A 16,171-nucleotide genomic window follows, 5' to 3' on the forward strand; every position below is an offset into this window, starting at 1 on the left:
CCCGAGAGCCGTAAGCACAGCTTGCTCGAAAGATGAGCGGACCACGCGCAGGGCGGCAGGAGCCCGGGAGGGCGGGAGTGCCCATGCTAGGGGCATGAAGGCCATCCACCTGGGGACGAGCGGCTACGTCTACAAGCACTGGAAGGGACTCTTCTACCCAGCCGGGCTGCCAACCACCCGCTGGCTCCCCTACTTCGCCCGGGTGTTCGCCACGGTGGAGCTCAACGCGCCCTTCTACCGGCTGCCCACGGCGGACGCGGTGGACGGTTGGCGGGAGCAGACCCCCGCGGGCTTCAAGTTCGCGTGCAAGGGCAGCCGCTACCTCACGCACATGAAACGGCTGACGGACGTGGGAGAGGGCCTGGAGCGTTACTTCAGCGTCATCCTGCGCCTGGGCCCCAAGCTGGGCCCGGTGCTGTGGCAGTTGCCGCCGCACATGAAGAAGCCGGATCCGGAGCGGCTGGATCGCTTCCTGGCGGCGCTGCCGCGAGGGGTCCAATACGTCGTCGAGTTCCGCGACGCGGCCTGGTACCACGACGAGGTGCTGGAAGTGCTGGATCGCCGGGGAGCGGCGGTGTGCGAGCACGATCTGGTGCCGGTGCCGCCCCCGCGCCTGACGGGAGACTTCCGCTACGTGCGCTTCCACGGGGCGGGCTCACGCTACGAGGGACGTTACGGCCGCGAGGCGTTGTGGCCGGTGGCGTGCGACCTGGACGCGTGGAGACGCAAGGGGCGGACGGCCTGGGTCTACTTCAACAATGACTTGAAGGGGCACGCGCTGCTGGACGCGTTCGATCTGGCGGAGCTGCTGGGCCACGTGAAGGTGCGCCCACCGCCAGACATGCGAAGGCCGTCCGAGACAGACGAGTCCCGGACGGCCTGAGAACGGGTTCTGCCCCGAAGACTCAGATGTGGATCGGGTGACCCAGCGTGGCCTCGGCGCCTTCCTTGATGATCTCGGAGAGCGTCGGGTGGGCGTGCATGGTGTGAGCGAGCTCCTCGGTGGTGATCTCCAGGCGCATGGCGACGCAGGCCTCGGCGAGGAGCTCGGTGGCGTGGGGGCCCACGAGGTGGACGCCGAGCACCTCGTCATACTTCTTGTCGGAGACGACCTTGATCATGCCGAAGGCCTCGTTGGAGATGGAGGCCTTGGTGACGGCGGAGAAGGGGAAGATGGCGGCCTTGACGTCGTAGCCGCGCTCCTTGGCCTTCTTCTCGGTGAGACCGACGGAGGCCACCTCGGGGTAGCAGTAGGTGGCGGACGGGGTGAGATCGTAGTTGATGGGCGCGGGGTTCTTGCCGGCGATGTGCTCGACGGCGAGGACGCACTCGGCGCTGGCCACGTGGGCGAGCATCGGCGTGGGGATGACGTCACCGATGGCGTACACGTTGGGCTCGGAGGTGCGCATCATCGCGTCCGTCTTGATGAAGCCGCGCTCGGCCTTGATGCCGGTCTTGTCCAGACCGATGTCCTCGCTGACGGGGGCGCGGCCCACGGCGGACAGGACGTACTCGGCCTCGATGGTGCGCGTCTCGGTGCCCACCGTCATGGTGAGCTTCGCCCCGGTGGCGGTGGTCTCGACCTTCTCCACCTTGGCGCCGGTGTGCAGATCGATCTTCCGGCGCTTGAAGTGCTTCTCCAGCTCCTTCGAGCAGTCGATGTCCTCGATGGGGAGCAGGTTGGGCATGTACTCCACGATGGAGACCTGGGTGCCCATGTGGTTGAAGACCGAGGCGAACTCGCAGCCCACCGCGCCGGCGCCGATGACGATCAGGCTCTTGGGGATGCGGTCGAGCTCCAGGATGGAGTCGCTGTTGAGCACGCGCTTGTGATCCACCGCCACGTTGGGCAGGGACTTGGGCACCGAGCCGGTGGCGATGATGATGTTCTTGGTGTCCAGCGTCTGCTTGGACCCGCCCTCACCGGTGACCTCGACCTTGCCCTTGCCGGCGATGCGGCCGTGGCCCTTGAGGACGGTGATCTTGTTCTTCTTCATCAGGTAGTCGATGCCGTTGGCACCCTTGGTGACCACCTTGCCCTTGTGCTCCTGCACCTTGGCCCAGTTCACCACCGGAGCCGGCACCTCGATACCGAAGTCAGCCGCCTCACGGATGTGGTGCAGGAGGGCCGCCGACCAGAGGAGCGACTTGGTGGGGATGCAACCGCGATGGAGGCAGGTGCCACCCAGGCGCTTGTCCTTCTCGATAATGGCCGTCTTCAGCCCCAGCTGCGCGGCCCGGATCGCACCGACATACCCGCCGGGGCCCGAACCGATGATCACCACGTCGAAAGTCTCAGCCACGAACGCCTCCGGAGTGGATGTACCCGAGCGGCGCTGATAACCACCCATCCCGGCCGGAATCAAGGAGTTTGCAATCGTGCGACGCTTCCCGCTCCGAACCCTGCTGCTGATGACCCTGGCGCTGGCGGCCTTCATCCGCCTCTATTTCGTGACCCACCGCGGCGAGCGGCGGGCCGAGTCCCCTCCCCCCGCGTCCGCCTCGGCGAGCGACCAGGCCTGCCGCACCCTGGAGCGGGCCCTGGAGGGCGCGGTGCGAGCCCCCGGGAACCCCGCCGCCTTCATGAGGGCCCGGCAACAGCTCGACGCCTGCCCCGTGCCCCCGGTGCGCGCCTGCGAGCTCGGCCCGGCGCTGGATGCCCGCTCGCAGCTCGAGGCGGGGGCGCCGCCCTTGAGGGATCTGCTGGAGACCCTGTGCCAGCGCTGCCCGGCCGGAGCCAACCCCTGTGCGGGTCATGTCACACGCGCGGTGATGGGGCTGCTGGCGGGCAAGCCCACCGACTCCACCAACCTGCGCTGGTACCTGGAACATGCCGGGCCGGGCACTCCGGACACCTGTGCCGAGGTGGCGCGCGCCCTGCTGGCCCCGGCGGCACTGCCCCAGGACAGCCTGACGGACGCGCAGAAGGAGACACTCGGACAGCTCGCGCCGGTGTGCGCGCGGGCGGGCCAGCTCCCCGCGGGCCTGCTGCACGCGGCCGTGGTGCGAGGCGGCGTGCCCGCGTTGACGCAGCTCGTCCAGGAGAAGCCGGCCGCAGAGAGTGCCGTGCTGAAGCCGGACCGCACCGTGGGCGCCCAGGGCGGAGAGACGGCCTTCGACGGGCAGGAGTCCACGGGGGTGGCGCTCGCGTCGGCGCCCCAGGGAGAGCGCTGGGAGAAGGACGGTGCGCTGAGCGCGGTGTTCGAGCCGCCCGTGCGCCAGCTCTCGGCCCTGCGGGTGCGCGCCAGTGGACCGGGCACCCTGCGCGCCGCGGTCCGTACCCAGGAGCACATGGGCAAGTACGATCCGGACTCGAAGACGAGCTTCGTGGACCCGGTGGCCTGCCGCTTCCGGGGTACGGGACAGTGGGAGACCTGCGCGCTGCCGGTGCCGCTGCTGGACGTCGAGGCCCTCAGTGTGTTTCCCGACAAAGACAAGCTCACGCTGAATGAAGTGGAGGCACGCGGAACGCGGTGAGGGGTCGGGCATCGAAGGGGCCGCTATGCGAATCCATCTGCTCGCACTGACCCTGCTGGCCACTCCGGCCCTGGCCCAAAGCCCGCTGTCGGCGCTCGTCGCCGAGTACGAGACGGGCCCGGCCGCCATCTTCCAGAACGACGGGCGCTACGGCCCGACGGGCACGGACTACGAGGCCGGCGACATCAACCAGAAGGACAACCTGTACCGGAGCCAACGGATCGCGCTCGAGGCGCGGCTGGGGGAGCGGCACGGCATCATCCTGCTGTACGCGCCCTTCGACATCACCACGCGCGCGACGCTGGCGAAGGACATCGACTTCCGGGGCACGGTGTTCCCCACGGGCACGGTGGTGGACAGCCGCTACCTCTTCGAGGGGTACCGGGCCAGCTACCTGTACCGGCTCGTCAACGGGGAGCGCTTCACCTGGGACATCGGGGCGAGCGTGCAGATCCGCAACGCGCTGGTGGGCTTCAGCGCGGTGGACGGCTCGCGCTACGTGAAGGAGAGCGACATCGGCGTGGTGGGAGCGCTGAAGACGCGGCTGCGCTACGAGTTGCCGTCGCGGGTATGGGCGGGGCTCGAGGCGGATGCGCTGTCCACGTTCGGACTGCTCGGCAACACGACGGGGGGCATCTACGACGTGGCGCTGACGCTGGGCCTTCCGCTGAACACGAAGGGAGACGTGCATGCCTACGCGAGGCTGCGGCTGCTCGGGGGTGGCGCGGACGTGAAGAGCCGGGACATCTACAACTGGGGCAACTTCGGCTTCGCGGTCCTGGGCGTGCAGGCGGACCTGGTGTCGCTGGTCGAACGAGGGCTCGCCAAGCCGTAACCGTGTATGTCCCCTCTCCCCCTGGGAGAGGGCTAGGGTGAGGGGCTCCCCACCCTGGAGACCCCATGCTCCCGCTGTGCCTCTGCGCGCTGCTCGCCGCCACTCCCCCGCTGCCCGTGACGCTGAAGGCGGGCGAGGCCGAACCCGGTGACGAAGTCACCTTGAACATCACCGGGCTCGCGGTGCCCGAACGCGCGGAGGCGGGCCTCTACCTCTCCGGCAAGCTGTCCGTGCCCTCGCACCCGCTGCGAGCCCTCCTCCTGCGCAGCACGGACGGTGGCGCGCATTGGACCGAGGTCCTGCCTCCGGTGGAGCACAGCGAGGTGCTCTTCGTGGAGTTCGAGGGCTGCCAGGGCCGCGTGCTGGTGGGCTGGAGCACGGAAGGCCCGGGAGAGCTGACGCTATTCGCGAGCTCGGACTGCGGAGCGACGTGGAAACGCCGCGCCAGGCTGCCCAAGGCCGTCTGGTCCGAGTGGCCGGAGCAGATGGAGTGGACGGACGGCCAGCGAGGCACGGTGTGGCTGTCGGACGCGAACGAGGAGAACGCCCCGGTCCGTGCGATCGCCACGCGTGACGGAGGCAGGACCTGGAGCACCCCGAAGCAGCCGCCCCAGATGCCGGCCCCGAAGCCGGAACACGAGGCCCAAGGCCCCTCGGGGGTGACCTGGAAGGTGTCCTCGGACGACCAGGTCACGCGCGTGGAGCGGCAGGAGCCGGGAGGCACCCCACAGGTGCGCGCCTCGTTGCCGATCTTCTGGCGGCGCGAGGGGAAGGCGCTCGTCCCCGCTCGCTGACGGCACCCACGGGCGGGTAGCATGCCGGCGCCCCATGGAAACGCCCGCCCCTTCGCGCACCGTCACCGGCCGCATCGACGTCCACCCTCGCGGCTTCGGCTTCCTCGTCGTGCAGCCGTCCGGCTCCGACGAGGTGCTCTCCGCATTCATCCCGCCGCCCGAGCTCAACCCGTACCTCGCCGATGACGTCGTCTCCGCGACGGTGACGGCCTCGGCGGATGGCCGGTGGAGCGCGAGCGGGCTGTCCCTCCTGAGTCGCCCGCGCCAGGAGGTCTACGGCGAAGTGGTGCTGCGCAAGGGAGCGGTGCACCTGCGCATCGACCGCGACGTGGCCAATGGCGACTGGCCGCTGGAGACGGCGGGCGTCGAGGTGCAACCCCACGAGGCGGTGGTGGCGCGCGTCGCCGACGGCAAGGCCTGGCTGCTGCGCAAGCTGGAGCCCGGCACGGACCGCTCGCTGGAGCGCATCATCGTGCGCCACGGGCTGCGCCGCGGCTTCGACGCGGAGGCACAGGCCGAGGTGCAGCGGGTCCTCTCCGTTCCCCATGCGCTCGGCGGGCGGAGGGACCTGCGCCAGGTGCCCACCGTCACCGTGGACGCGCCGTCGACGCGCGTCATCGACGACGCGATCTCCGTGCTGCCCGCGGGTGGAGACGGCGCCGTGCGCCTCTTCGTCTCCATCGCGGACCCGGCCGAGTTCGTCACCGAGGGCTCGGCGTTGGATCGTGCGGCGCGCGAGCGGGCCACCAGCGTGTACCTCGCCGGAGCCATGCTGCCCATGCTCCCCGAGGAGCTGTCGGCGAACTGGCTCAGCCTGGTGCCCGGCGAGGACCGGCTGTGCCTCACGGTGGAGCTGCGCATCGACCCGGAAGGGCGCGTCACCGCCGCGGACGTCTACGAGAGCCTCATCCGCTCATGGGCGAAGCTGAGCTACACCGAGGTGGCGGACTACCTCGACAAGGACGAGGTGTCCGGGCCGATGGCGGTGGTGCGCGAGGCGATGCCGTGGTTCCGCGCGGCGGCGGCGCGGCTGGCGGTGGCGCGGGCCGGACGCGGGGGCATCGAGATGTCGCGCGACGAGGCCCGCTTCACCTTCGACGAGGAGACGGGCGAGGTCTCCGGCATCGAGGCCGTGCGGCCCACGACGGCGCACACCCTGGTGGAGCGCTTCATGGTCGCCGCCAACGAGGCCATCGCCGGCTGGCTCATCGATCGCGGCGTCCCCGCCCTCTTCCGCGTCCAGGACGAGCCGGAGCCGCAGCGCGTGGCGGACCTGGCCGCCTTCGCACAGCACTCGGGCTTCGGCGCGGGCTTCGGCCGCAGGCTCACCCCGCTGGCGCTCGCCGCGTTCGACCGGCAGATCGCCGGCTGCACCGCGGAACCGGCCCTGCGCTCGGTGCTGCGGCGCTCGCTGGGCCCCTCGCGCTACACCGTGGTGCCCGCCATGCACTTCGGCCTCGCGGCGCGCGCCTACCTCCACTTCACCTCGCCCATCCGCCGCTACGCGGACCTCTCCGTCCACCGCGCCCTCAAGCAGTACCTGCGCGGCCGGCGCGACTTCGTGCACGAGGACCCCGCCGTCGAGCAGCTCGGGGTGCACCTCAACGAGCGCTCCCGCACCGCCAGCCGCGCCGAGAAGGATCGCCACCGGGTGCTGGAGGCGCGGGTGATGGCCGCGCACGTGGGCCGGGAATTCACGGGGCGCATCACCCGGGTGAAGCCCTCCGGCCTGCTCGTCCAGCTCGATGGCCTGCTGGTGGAGGCCAACCTCCCCGCGGACGCGCTGCCCGACGGTCCCTACCAGCCCGACCCCCGGGAGACGTCGCTCGTGAGCGCCGCGCGCACCTTCTCCATCGGCATGCCGCTGCGGGTGCGCGTGGCCTCCACCGACGAGCAGCACGGCCGCGTCGAGCTCGCGCTCGCCGGGTGAGCGAGTCCCCGCCCCTCACCGCCCGAGGGTGATCGTCCCCAGGTCCACATCCACCTCTTCCTGGACGTACACGGTCCGCCGCACGGGTGCGTCCTGGGAGCCGGGCTCGGACAGCTCGAGCTGCATGGTTTCCGTGCGATGGATGGGCAGGAAGAACCGGCCTTCGTCGTCCTCCATCTCCTCGCCATTCAAGCGGAAGACCGTGACCGGCGAGCCATCCGCCCGGACCACCCGGCCCTTGATGTCCGCGGACTTCACGAGAACGACGCGCACCTCGCGCGCATCAGGCTCCAAGGGGAGGCCTGTTCGCCCCTCCACCCCTGAAGCCTTCAGGTAGCCATACTTCCAGACGTGCAGCTCGAGCTGCTCACCCGAGACCGACTGGAAGGTGAAGCGGCCGTCGGAGCCGGTATTCACTCGTTCAACCGGACTGCCACACCCCAACGGCGTCGCGTGCAAGACGGGCAACACGCGGACCCCGGCATTCACGAGGGGTTGGCCCCTCCGGTCCACCACGACGCCCGAGAGGCGCCGCCCCGCCTCGAAGCTCAGCCGCACCTGAGCGCCTGCCTTGCCGACGTCGATCTCCTGGGAGGTGCTGCGAGCGAAATCATCCTGGATCAGCTCGGCGGCGACGCGATACCGGCCCTCACCGGGCGCCGCGAGCGAGTAGCGGCCCTGGAGATTCGTGATGCCGCGAGCGCCCCTGTCTTGGGTTATCTCAACCGCCTCGGACCAGAGACTCACCACGACGCCCGGCCGGGGCACTCCCGCCTCATCCACGACCGAAACCTCGATGGCGGGCAGCCGCTCGACGACGATGCGCTGGCTCGACGGGGCGGAGATCTCCAGCACCCGTTTCACCATCTTGCTTCCGGCGACACGGAGACGGTAGGCGCCGGGGGTGGGGGCATCCACGGAGAACCTTCCATCCGGCTCTGTCAGTCTGCCGTCATTGGCGCTGGCGACAGTCTCGTCCTCGGGCGTGCGCAGCACCACGTACGCGCCCTCGACTGGCTGCCCCGCTGCATCCACCACGACTCCCTCGACGATCGCCGCCCGCTTCAGGGTGAAGTCCACGGAGCCCTGCCCCTGGGCAACGGACTGCGTCTGCTCGCGGAGAGAGACGTGCCCTTTCGCGCGCACATCGAACTGCACCAGACCGGGCCTCACCGGACCCGGACCCAGGCGGTACCACCCCTGTGCATCCGTGCGCCCGGACGCCACGATGAACTCCTCCTCGAGCTCCTGCGTCGCACGGACCCACGCGCCCTCGATGGGCCGCCGTGTCTCGTCGAGCACCACGCCCTGGAGATGGGTGACCGGAGCCAGCTCCAGCGTGACGTCCGCGGAGTCGGGTGCGCGCTTGAACTCACCCGCCTCGTCCTTGAAGACGTCCAGGAAGCCACCGTATCCGCCATGCGTGGCGATGAGCTCCTGGACGTCCGGCTGAAGACCCTCGAAGGAGAAGCGTCCCGCCGCGTCCGTGAGCGTCCTGGAGTTGGACCTGCGCAAGGAGCGCTGAACGAGCACCTCCGCTCCAACCACCGGCTCGCCCGCGAGCAGGACGCGGCCCGAGATCCGCCGCGGGCGGTACAGGGTGGACGTCAGCGCCCCCTCGCCCTCATGGCCCTGGAACCTGTCCACCGAGGACAGCAGCCCGTCCTTCGAGATGACGAGCACGTAACCGCCGGGGGGAATGGGACCCAGGTGATAGCCACCCCGCTCATCGGTGAACGTCTCGAAGTAGCGGCTGTGCGCCATGAAGATGGCGGTGACGAGCGCCCCCGGAACGGGCGCCTCCTCCTCATCCATCACACGGCCCGACAGCCGCACGCCCGCGCCGAGCCGCAGTTCCACGCCCTCTTCCCCGGCGGCCACGCCGTGCCGCAGGCCCATCCCCTCGGCGCTCTCCACCCAGAGCGAGTACAGCCCCGCGGACAGCCCCTCCAATGAAAACGTGCCGTCCTCCTGCGTGACCGCGCGAGACAGGACGGGCGCCTCGCCCTGACGCTGCTCCACCAGGGTCACCAATTGCTCGTCCTTCAGCTTCCAGTCACAGTCGAGCAAGGCCTGCCCGGTTGCGCCTTCCGCACAGCTCAGCGTCGAGAGGGACTCACCCGCCACGAGGGCCGAGGCGAGCACCACCGCTCCCGGCACAGGGCCCTTCGGACCGCGCACGAGGCCTCGGATGTGAGGGCGCGCGTCACCCGGTGCACTGGGAGCGGCCTGGAGCAGGGCCCGAAGGGCGGTGCTGGACCCGGAGCCGGAGGCGCGGGAGCCAACGGAGGGCTCCCGTGACGGGGCCGCCGATGGAGCCTGGACGGCCAGCCAGAGTCCCAGGCCCAGCACCACGAGCGCTGCCGCGAACACCCACTGACGTCGCATGAGGCCCCTCCCCGCGCGCTCCCCGCGAGCGCCACGCGCCATGAAGGCCAAACATAGCGCATGGCTCGCGGGGACGTCCGAGTGGGGTCAAACACGGTGTCGGATACCCTCACCCCGGGAGAGGGGAAATGCGCTACTTCATGCGAACGGTGACGGTGTTGGTGGCGGTGTTGAGCGTGAGGAAGCCCTTCTGGAACTCGCTCTCACGGCCGCCCGTGACGGCGTACTCGTCGCGCACCGGGTAGCCCAGCGCACCCGTCTCCCAGCCCAGCGACTCCCACTTGGCGCGGATGGGGCCGTGCACCTCGTGCGCCCCCGTCGTCGACGTCCAGTAGATGCTGCCATTCTGGAAGTGGTTGAAGCGCCCCACCCCGTCCGGCGTCTTCGTCTCGTCCGTCAACGGGTAGCCCAGCAGGCCCGCCTGCCGCCCCAACTCCACCCACTTGGTGTTGATGTCTCCAATCACCTCGTGCGCACCTGTCGCCGGCGTGAAGTAGATGCTGCCGCGCTGGAAGTGGTTGAAGCGGCCCACTCCATCCGCGGTCGCCTGCTCATCCGTCGTCGGGTAGCCCAGGTAGCTCTTCTCCCAGCCCAGCTCCGCCCACTTGGCCTGGATGAGGCCGCGCACCTCGTGCGCTCCCGTCGTCTGCGTCCAGTAGATGCTGCCATTCTCGAAGTGGTTGTAGCGGCCCGCTCCGTCCGGCGTCGCCAGCTCGCCCGTCTTCGGGTAGCCCAGCTGGCTCTTCTCCCAGCCCAGCTGCTCCCACTTGGCGCGGATGTTCCCGTGGATCTCCCAGGCCCCCAGCTCCGGCGTCCAGTAGATGCTGCCGCGCTCGAAGTGGTTGTAGCGGCCGCGCCCGTCCGGCGTCACCAGCTCGTCGGTGATGGGATAACCCAGGACGCTGCGCTCCCAGCCCAGCTGCTCCCACTTGAGGCGGATCTGCCCCATCACCACGTGCGCGCCCAGCGTCTGCGTCCAGTAGATGCTACCGCGCTCGAAGTGGTTGTAGCGCCCCACCCCGTCCGGCGTGGACAGCTCTCCGGCCTGGCAGGCGCCCAGCAGCACGGGACCGTTCACCGCGTCGTACTTGGCCTTGATGTCCCCCATGATCACGCAAGGGCAGTTGTTGCTGATGATGCTCCTGGAGCCGTAGCTGCTGGGATAGGGCGCGAGCGACACGCCGTTGAGGACGATGTCCTGGCCCACTCCGTTGAGCAGTTGCTCGTAGTGGACGTGCGGTCCGCTGCTCGCGCCGGTGCTCCCCGTCACGCCGATTTGCTGGCCCTGCGCCACCTGGGTGCCGTTCGGCACCGAGTAGGCGGACAGGTGGAAGTAGTACGTCATCCACCCGCCGCCGTGGTCGATCTTGATGTAGTTGCCCGCGCCGCCGTCCTGGAAGTGGCGCGTGGCGTAACCCGCCGCCGAGGCGAACTGGGGCTGGCCGTTGGTGTCCCCGCCATTCTTCACGAAGTCGAGCGCGCGCCGCACCTCGGCGCTGTGGTGGCTGTACGTCCAGGACTGCCCGCAGGCGAAGGGGGCCTGGAAGTTGGGCCGCGCCAGGGCCATGGTGAGGGCCTCCTCCTGCGAGGGCTCCTCCTGCGTGGCCGCATTCGGGTCCTCGGAACCGCAGCCAGTGCCGCTCAGAAGTAGCGCCAGTGACAGACCTGACAGCCACGTACGGGGATTCAGCAAAGCTTCGACTTTCATGGGGATTTCCATCCTGCGAGGGGGAACGATCCGGTGCGGGCTCAAGGCGTGGAATTGCTACTTCATGCGGACGGTGACGGTGTTGGTGGCGGTGTTGAGCATGAGGAAGCCCTTCTGGAACTCGCTCTCACGGCCGCCCGTGACGGCGTACTCGTCGCGCACCGGGTAGCCCAGCGCACCCGTCTCCCAGCCCAGCGACTCCCACTTGGCGCGGATGGGGCCGTGCACCTCGTGCGCCCCCGTCGTCGGCGTCCAGTAGATGCTGCCATTCTGGAAGTGGTTGAAGCGCCCCACCCCGTCCGGCGTCTTCGTCTCGTCCGTCAACGGGTAGCCCAGCAGGCCCGCCTGCCGCCCCAACTCCACCCACTTGGTGTTGATGTCTCCAATCACCTCGTGCGCGCCCGTCGCCGGCGTAAAGTAGATGCTGCCCCGCTGGAAGTGGTTGAAGCGGCCCACTCCATCCGCGGTCGCCTGCTCATCCGTCGTCGGGTAGCCCAGGTAGCTCTTCTCCCAGCCCAGCTCCGCCCACTTCGCATGGATGAGGCCGCGCACCTCGCGCGCTCCCGTCGTCTGCGTCCAGTAGATGCTGCCATTCTCGAAGTGGTTGTAGCGGCCCGCTCCGTCCGGCGTCGCCAGCTCGCCCGAAGTCGGGTAGCCCAGATTCGACTTCTCCCACCCCAGTTGCTCCCACTTCGCGCGGATGTCTCCGTGGATCTCCCAGGCGCCCGTCGCCTGCGTCCAGTAGATGCTGCCATTCTGGAAGTGGTTGTAGCGGCCCGCTCCGTCCGGCGTCGTCAGCTCACCGGTGATGGGATAGCCCAGGACGCTGCGCTCCCAGCCCAACTGCTCCCACTTGATGCGGATCTGCCCCCACACCTCCCAGGCACCCGTGTTCTGCGTCCAGTAGATGCTGCCGTTCTGGAAGTGGTTGTAGCGGCCCGCTCCGTCCGGCGTCGCCAGCTCGCTCGTCACGCACGAGCCGAGAAAGCCCCCGGAGCCACCCAGCTGGTTGTAGCGCGTGAGGATCGCCCCACCCACCGTGCACGCGCCCCAGGCGTATTCGCTCCGGTAGCGCTTGAAGACCTCCGCCACGAGCGAGGAGCCGCCCACGCTGTCATATCCGCACTGGACGGCATATGCGCCCACCCAGGGGGTGTACGTGTAGAGCGCGGCGGTGGCCTTGGTGGCGGGCGTCACCGTGCAGGGATCCAGCGTCTGCTTGGTGAGACCGACCTTCCACCCGCTGACCGTGGTCCTGCCCGCGTCCAGATCCTTCAAATAGTTCCGGATCTTCGCGGCACCGCACTCCACCTGATTGCCAAAGCCCGAGTAGCTCACGTTGCAGCCGCCACTGTCCGGACAGCCGCAACCGGTGGCCTTGGCCAGGTTGTTCGAGGTACCGCTCTGGATGAGGCCCGACTCGATCTGGATGCGCGCCAGGATGTAGAGCGGGCTGATGGAGTACGCGCGGGAACGCTCGACGATGAGCGTGGCGGCCGTCTTGTTGCTCCACACCGGGTCCCGGTACCCGGCCAGATAGGAGCCCTTCTGCTGGAGGAACTGTTGCACCTGCTCGGGAGTAATCGAGGCGCCACCGGTCAGGTCGGCATCCTCCATCAGCCGGTGCATGTCGTGGGTCGCGGTCACCTCGAGCAGGACCTCGCCCGTCAGCTCGTCCACGCGCTGGGTTTCTTGGGGAGCACCGCAACTGATGGCGGTCAGGGCACAGAACAGCATCAAACGGCGCAACAGGCGCATGGGTCTTCTCGGGGGGAAGTGGAAAATGGAAGGGGTGGTGCGGGGTGAGGTGGAGCACGGGACGGCTCCCCCCACCCCGTCCGTCTCCCGGGGGGAGAGGGGACATGCGCGCTACTTCATGCGCACGGTGAGCGCGCCAGTGGAGGCGTTGTAGGTGATGAAGCCCTTCTGGAACTCGCTCTCCCGGCCACCGGTGACGGCGTACTCGTCGCGCACCGGGTAGCCCAGCGCGCTCTTCTCCCAGCCCAGCTCCGCCCACTTGGCCCGGATGGCGCCGTACACCGCCCACGCGCCCGTCGTCGGCGTCCAGTAGATGCTGCCCTCGATGCCGGCCTTGCGGAAGTGGTTGAAGCGGCCCACCCCGTCCGGCGTTCCCGTCTCATCCGTAATGGGGTAGCCCAGCGGACTCGTCTCCCAGCCCAGCTGCTCCCACCTGGCCCGGATGAAGCCGCGCACCTCGTGCGCCCCCGTGTCCGGCGTCCAGTAGATGCTGCCATTCTGGAAGTGGTTGTAGCGGCCGATGGTGTCCGGCGTCGTCAGCTCACCGGTGATGGGATAGCCCAGCGCGCTCTTCTCCCAGCCCAGCTGCTCCCACTTGATGCGGATCTGCCCCCACACCTCCCAGGCCCCCGTGTTCTGCGTCCAGTAGATGCTGCCATTCTGGAAGTGGTTGTAGCGGCCGATGCCGTCCGGCGTCGTCAGCTCGCTCGTCACGCACCCGCCGAGGAAGCCACCGGCTCCGCCCAGCTGGTTGTAGCGCGTGAGGATCGCCCCACCCACCGTGCAGCCGCAGTGCGCGTTGGCCCGGTTGAGGTAGTCCGTCCAGGGCCAGTTCGCACCGGGATCCGTGCGGTTGTACGGCTGCAGCTTGCCGTGCCCCACCACGTGGTAGCGGTCCCGCGGAATCCCATGGTCACGCGTCATGTCGCACAGCAGCCTCGCCGAGGCGTCGATCTGCGCCACCGGCCAGTTCACCGTCGACGCATACCCGCCGTGCTCGATGCCGATGGTGAAGTCATTGGAGCTCCGCCCGTTCAGCCCGCACTCCACGCCGCTGTTGTTGGCGCAGTCGTAGGTCGCGCCGATGTGCCAGGCCCGGCTGCCGTCCCGCACCAACTGGCTGATCTCCCCGCCGTCCTCGCGCACCACGTAGTGCGCGCTCACCTGCGAGGTGCTGTTGGTCAGCCAGCTCCAGCATCCCGAGTAGCCACTCTCACAGGTGTGGATGACCACCATCTTCACGCCCATGGGCCGGGCGTTGTAGTTGGGCGAGGGCCTCCAGATGGCCGGGGCGTAGTCCGGACCGGCGAGCGCCTGGGTCTGCGTCCCCAGCTCCTCCACGGCCATGCCCTGTCCACTCGCGGCCCACTCCTTCGAGAGCGTCCCCAGGCCCAGGCGGACCACTCGGAAGACCTCGTTCTGGACGAAGCTGCGACGCCCCTCCTCGGACTCGATGCCGGACACCTCGGCCACCGCCGGCGCCCACTGGTCCGCCCGCGCCCGGTCGATCCGCAGCGCATCCGCGCGGTTCGACAGCAGCGCCGCCGCCGCCCGGACGTTGGAGCGCGCGTCCTTCTTCGCCTGCTCCACCGTGACGCCGGCCCGCTTCGCGCCCTCCTCGAGCACCGCACCCGAGAGTGCCATCAGGCCGTAGGCGGACGGGCGGCCCTCGAACTCCTCGGCGCCCTCCACCATCTGGTAGCGCGTCTGCACGAACGAGATGGACTTGAGCAGCGCGGGCGGCACGTTGAACTCCTTGCCCGCCTCCCGGAAGAGCCCGTCGAAGGACTCGTCCTCGCGCGCGGAGGCCTCCGTCGCCTTCACATCCACCTCGGCGGCGGGAGCGGCGGACACCTGCTGCTCGTTCATGTCGCACCCCTGCGCCAAGGCCAGCGCGGCGGTGAGCATGAGCATTCCAGACCTGTTCTTCATCGCTTCCTCCAGGCGTCATCACGCCGTTCGAATGGGCAGTTCCTGGCCTCGCGGATGACGGGGGCGAGGGGAACTCAACTGGAAGAGGCGACGAGCCGGGCCGTGTCCCAAAATTCCGCGAAAAAAGAGTGCGCGGTTTTTTCTAGATCTCCTATTTCTGAAGGGATTACGCGTCAGGCGGATTATTCTGCCAGATGGATGAGAGATGTTGCGCGGATGGGAGGGACGTCCTTGGTTGTCATCAAGCTGATCGCGCTCGCGTTGCTGGCCCTGGGCATCTGGGCGGCACCGGGTCTCAACCCCACGTCCTCGCGCATGACGAGCCTGGGCACCGTCGCGTTCTGGGTCGGGGTCGCGGCCGTGCTGCTCTTCGCGGGGGGCTCGTCCATCCCGCGCTGGTTGGACAAGACGCGCTCCATCGTGGCGCTCTGTGTGGCGCTTGTCATTCCCGTGTCCCTGGTGGCGTTCATGGTGGTCGCGTTGAGCGAGAAATCCTCGCGCGAACGGGGCAGCGAGAATCTGGTCGTCGAGATGACGTCCCCCGGTGGCGTGAAGAAGCTCGCGGACTTCTTCTTCCAGCCGGATCGGGTCGCACCCGGTCTCCATCTGGAGCCCTCGCAAGTCGAGCGCATCGAGCAGTACGTGCTCTCCCTCCCGCCCGAGCAGTTGATGAAACATCACCTGGCGGAGAACCTCTTGATGGGCCTCTTCGCCGACACATCCCCCGTTGTGGCGTCGGGCACCTTCCACACGCCGGCCCTGGACGCGATGTACCGGCTCTACCCGAAGCTCAAGGAGCGCTCGGGCTTCTCACCCGCGGACGCGCCCTTCTACCTCCAGCAGCGGGACCGGTTGGCGTCCCGCCTCGCCGAGCTGGGCCGGGAGAAATGGCTGGAGGAGCTCCGTCAGGAGCACCCGGCCTTCCAGGAGCTCTCCAGGGGAGAGAGCTTCTCGGCGGAGCGGTTCCACGCGCTGTTCCCCACCCCCCTGGCGCCGCGGGAGCGTGTGGTGTCGCGTTCCCTGGGCTCGTTGCCCCTGCACGTGCTGGTGACGTTGAACCTGGGGTACTTCCCGGCCCCGTCCGGGCCGAAGCAGGCGCCGGATCCGATCCGCGAGAGGTACCGCCTGGATGCCTTGAACGCGACGCGCGAGGCGCTGAAACAGATGAAGTCGCGAGGCGTGGACTTCACCGAGGAGGAGCGGCAAGCCCCGGGCCTGAAGGCGTTCCTGGACACCGTCCGCGCCGCGACTCCCCCTGCGCGGGATTAGGCAGGGGGACACAGGCACCCTCACCTCGTCCCTCTCCCGGAGGGCGAGGGGAGATGGGCGGAGTGATGGGTGGGGTGTGC

11 protein-coding genes are annotated in these 16,171 nt (G+C 69.0%); 6 read left to right on the forward strand and 5 right to left on the reverse strand.

Annotated elements, in window-relative coordinates:
- The first annotated feature begins 94 nt into the window (after nucleotides 1-94).
- The gene (locus NR798_RS27735) at nucleotides 95-883 is read left to right on the forward strand and encodes a DUF72 domain-containing protein (RefSeq protein WP_375765516.1); all 789 of its coding nucleotides are present in this window, start codon (nucleotides 95-97) and stop codon (nucleotides 881-883) included.
- Nucleotides 884-905: 22 nt separating this feature from the next.
- On the opposite strand, the gene lpdA is transcribed toward NR798_RS27735, so the two are convergent.
- Nucleotides 906-2,303 carry a dihydrolipoyl dehydrogenase gene (lpdA, locus tag NR798_RS27740; protein ID WP_375765517.1) on the reverse strand — a complete coding sequence of 466 codons (1,398 nt, stop codon included), beginning with the start codon at nucleotides 2,301-2,303 and terminating at the stop codon, nucleotides 906-908.
- 76 nt (nucleotides 2,304-2,379) lie between these two features.
- On the opposite strand from lpdA, the gene NR798_RS27745 reads away from it, so the two are divergent.
- From NR798_RS27745 to NR798_RS27760, 4 genes are all read left to right on the forward strand, one after another.
- Entirely contained in the window at nucleotides 2,380-3,477 is a 1,098-nt protein-coding gene (locus tag NR798_RS27745) for a hypothetical protein (protein WP_375765518.1), read from the forward strand.
- Nucleotides 3,478-3,502: 25 nt separating this feature from the next.
- Nucleotides 3,503-4,312 (forward strand): hypothetical protein, encoded by an 810-nt coding sequence (locus tag NR798_RS27750; protein ID WP_375765519.1) that lies wholly within the window; start codon nucleotides 3,503-3,505, stop codon nucleotides 4,310-4,312.
- Nucleotides 4,313-4,377: 65 nt separating this feature from the next.
- Nucleotides 4,378-5,106, forward strand: a complete 729-nt coding sequence (locus tag NR798_RS27755) for a WD40/YVTN/BNR-like repeat-containing protein (protein WP_375765520.1) — start codon at nucleotides 4,378-4,380, stop codon at nucleotides 5,104-5,106.
- A 34-nt stretch (nucleotides 5,107-5,140) separates the two neighbouring features.
- Nucleotides 5,141-7,036, forward strand: a complete 1,896-nt coding sequence (locus tag NR798_RS27760; protein ID WP_375765521.1) for a ribonuclease R family protein — start codon at nucleotides 5,141-5,143, stop codon at nucleotides 7,034-7,036.
- 15 nt (nucleotides 7,037-7,051) lie between these two features.
- On the opposite strand, the gene NR798_RS27765 is transcribed toward NR798_RS27760, so the two are convergent.
- From NR798_RS27765 to NR798_RS27780, 4 genes are all read right to left on the reverse strand, one after another.
- Nucleotides 7,052-9,424, reverse strand: a complete 2,373-nt coding sequence (locus NR798_RS27765) for a carboxypeptidase regulatory-like domain-containing protein (protein WP_375765522.1) — start codon at nucleotides 9,422-9,424, stop codon at nucleotides 7,052-7,054.
- Nucleotides 9,425-9,557: 133 nt separating this feature from the next.
- On the reverse strand, nucleotides 9,558-11,132 hold the full coding sequence (locus NR798_RS27770; protein ID WP_375765523.1) for a peptidoglycan DD-metalloendopeptidase family protein: 1,575 nt from the start codon (nucleotides 11,130-11,132) through the stop codon (nucleotides 9,558-9,560).
- Between the two features lie 57 nt (nucleotides 11,133-11,189).
- Nucleotides 11,190-12,890, reverse strand: coding sequence for an LGFP repeat-containing protein (locus tag NR798_RS27775; RefSeq protein ID WP_375765524.1), 1,701 nt, complete (start codon nucleotides 12,888-12,890; stop codon nucleotides 11,190-11,192).
- A 111-nt stretch (nucleotides 12,891-13,001) separates the two neighbouring features.
- Nucleotides 13,002-14,822: an N-acetylmuramoyl-L-alanine amidase gene (locus NR798_RS27780; RefSeq protein ID WP_375765525.1), complete on the reverse strand. Its 1,821-nt coding sequence runs from the start codon at nucleotides 14,820-14,822 to the stop codon at nucleotides 13,002-13,004.
- 231 nt (nucleotides 14,823-15,053) lie between these two features.
- On the opposite strand from NR798_RS27780, the gene NR798_RS27785 reads away from it, so the two are divergent.
- Nucleotides 15,054-16,091, forward strand: coding sequence for a hypothetical protein (locus tag NR798_RS27785; protein ID WP_375765526.1), 1,038 nt, complete (start codon nucleotides 15,054-15,056; stop codon nucleotides 16,089-16,091).
- Nucleotides 16,092-16,171: the final 80 nt, after the last annotated feature.

Origin of the sequence: Archangium gephyra (genome assembly GCF_042230915.1) — a bacterium.
GTDB lineage: Bacteria > Myxococcota > Myxococcia > Myxococcales > Myxococcaceae > Archangium > Archangium gephyra_B.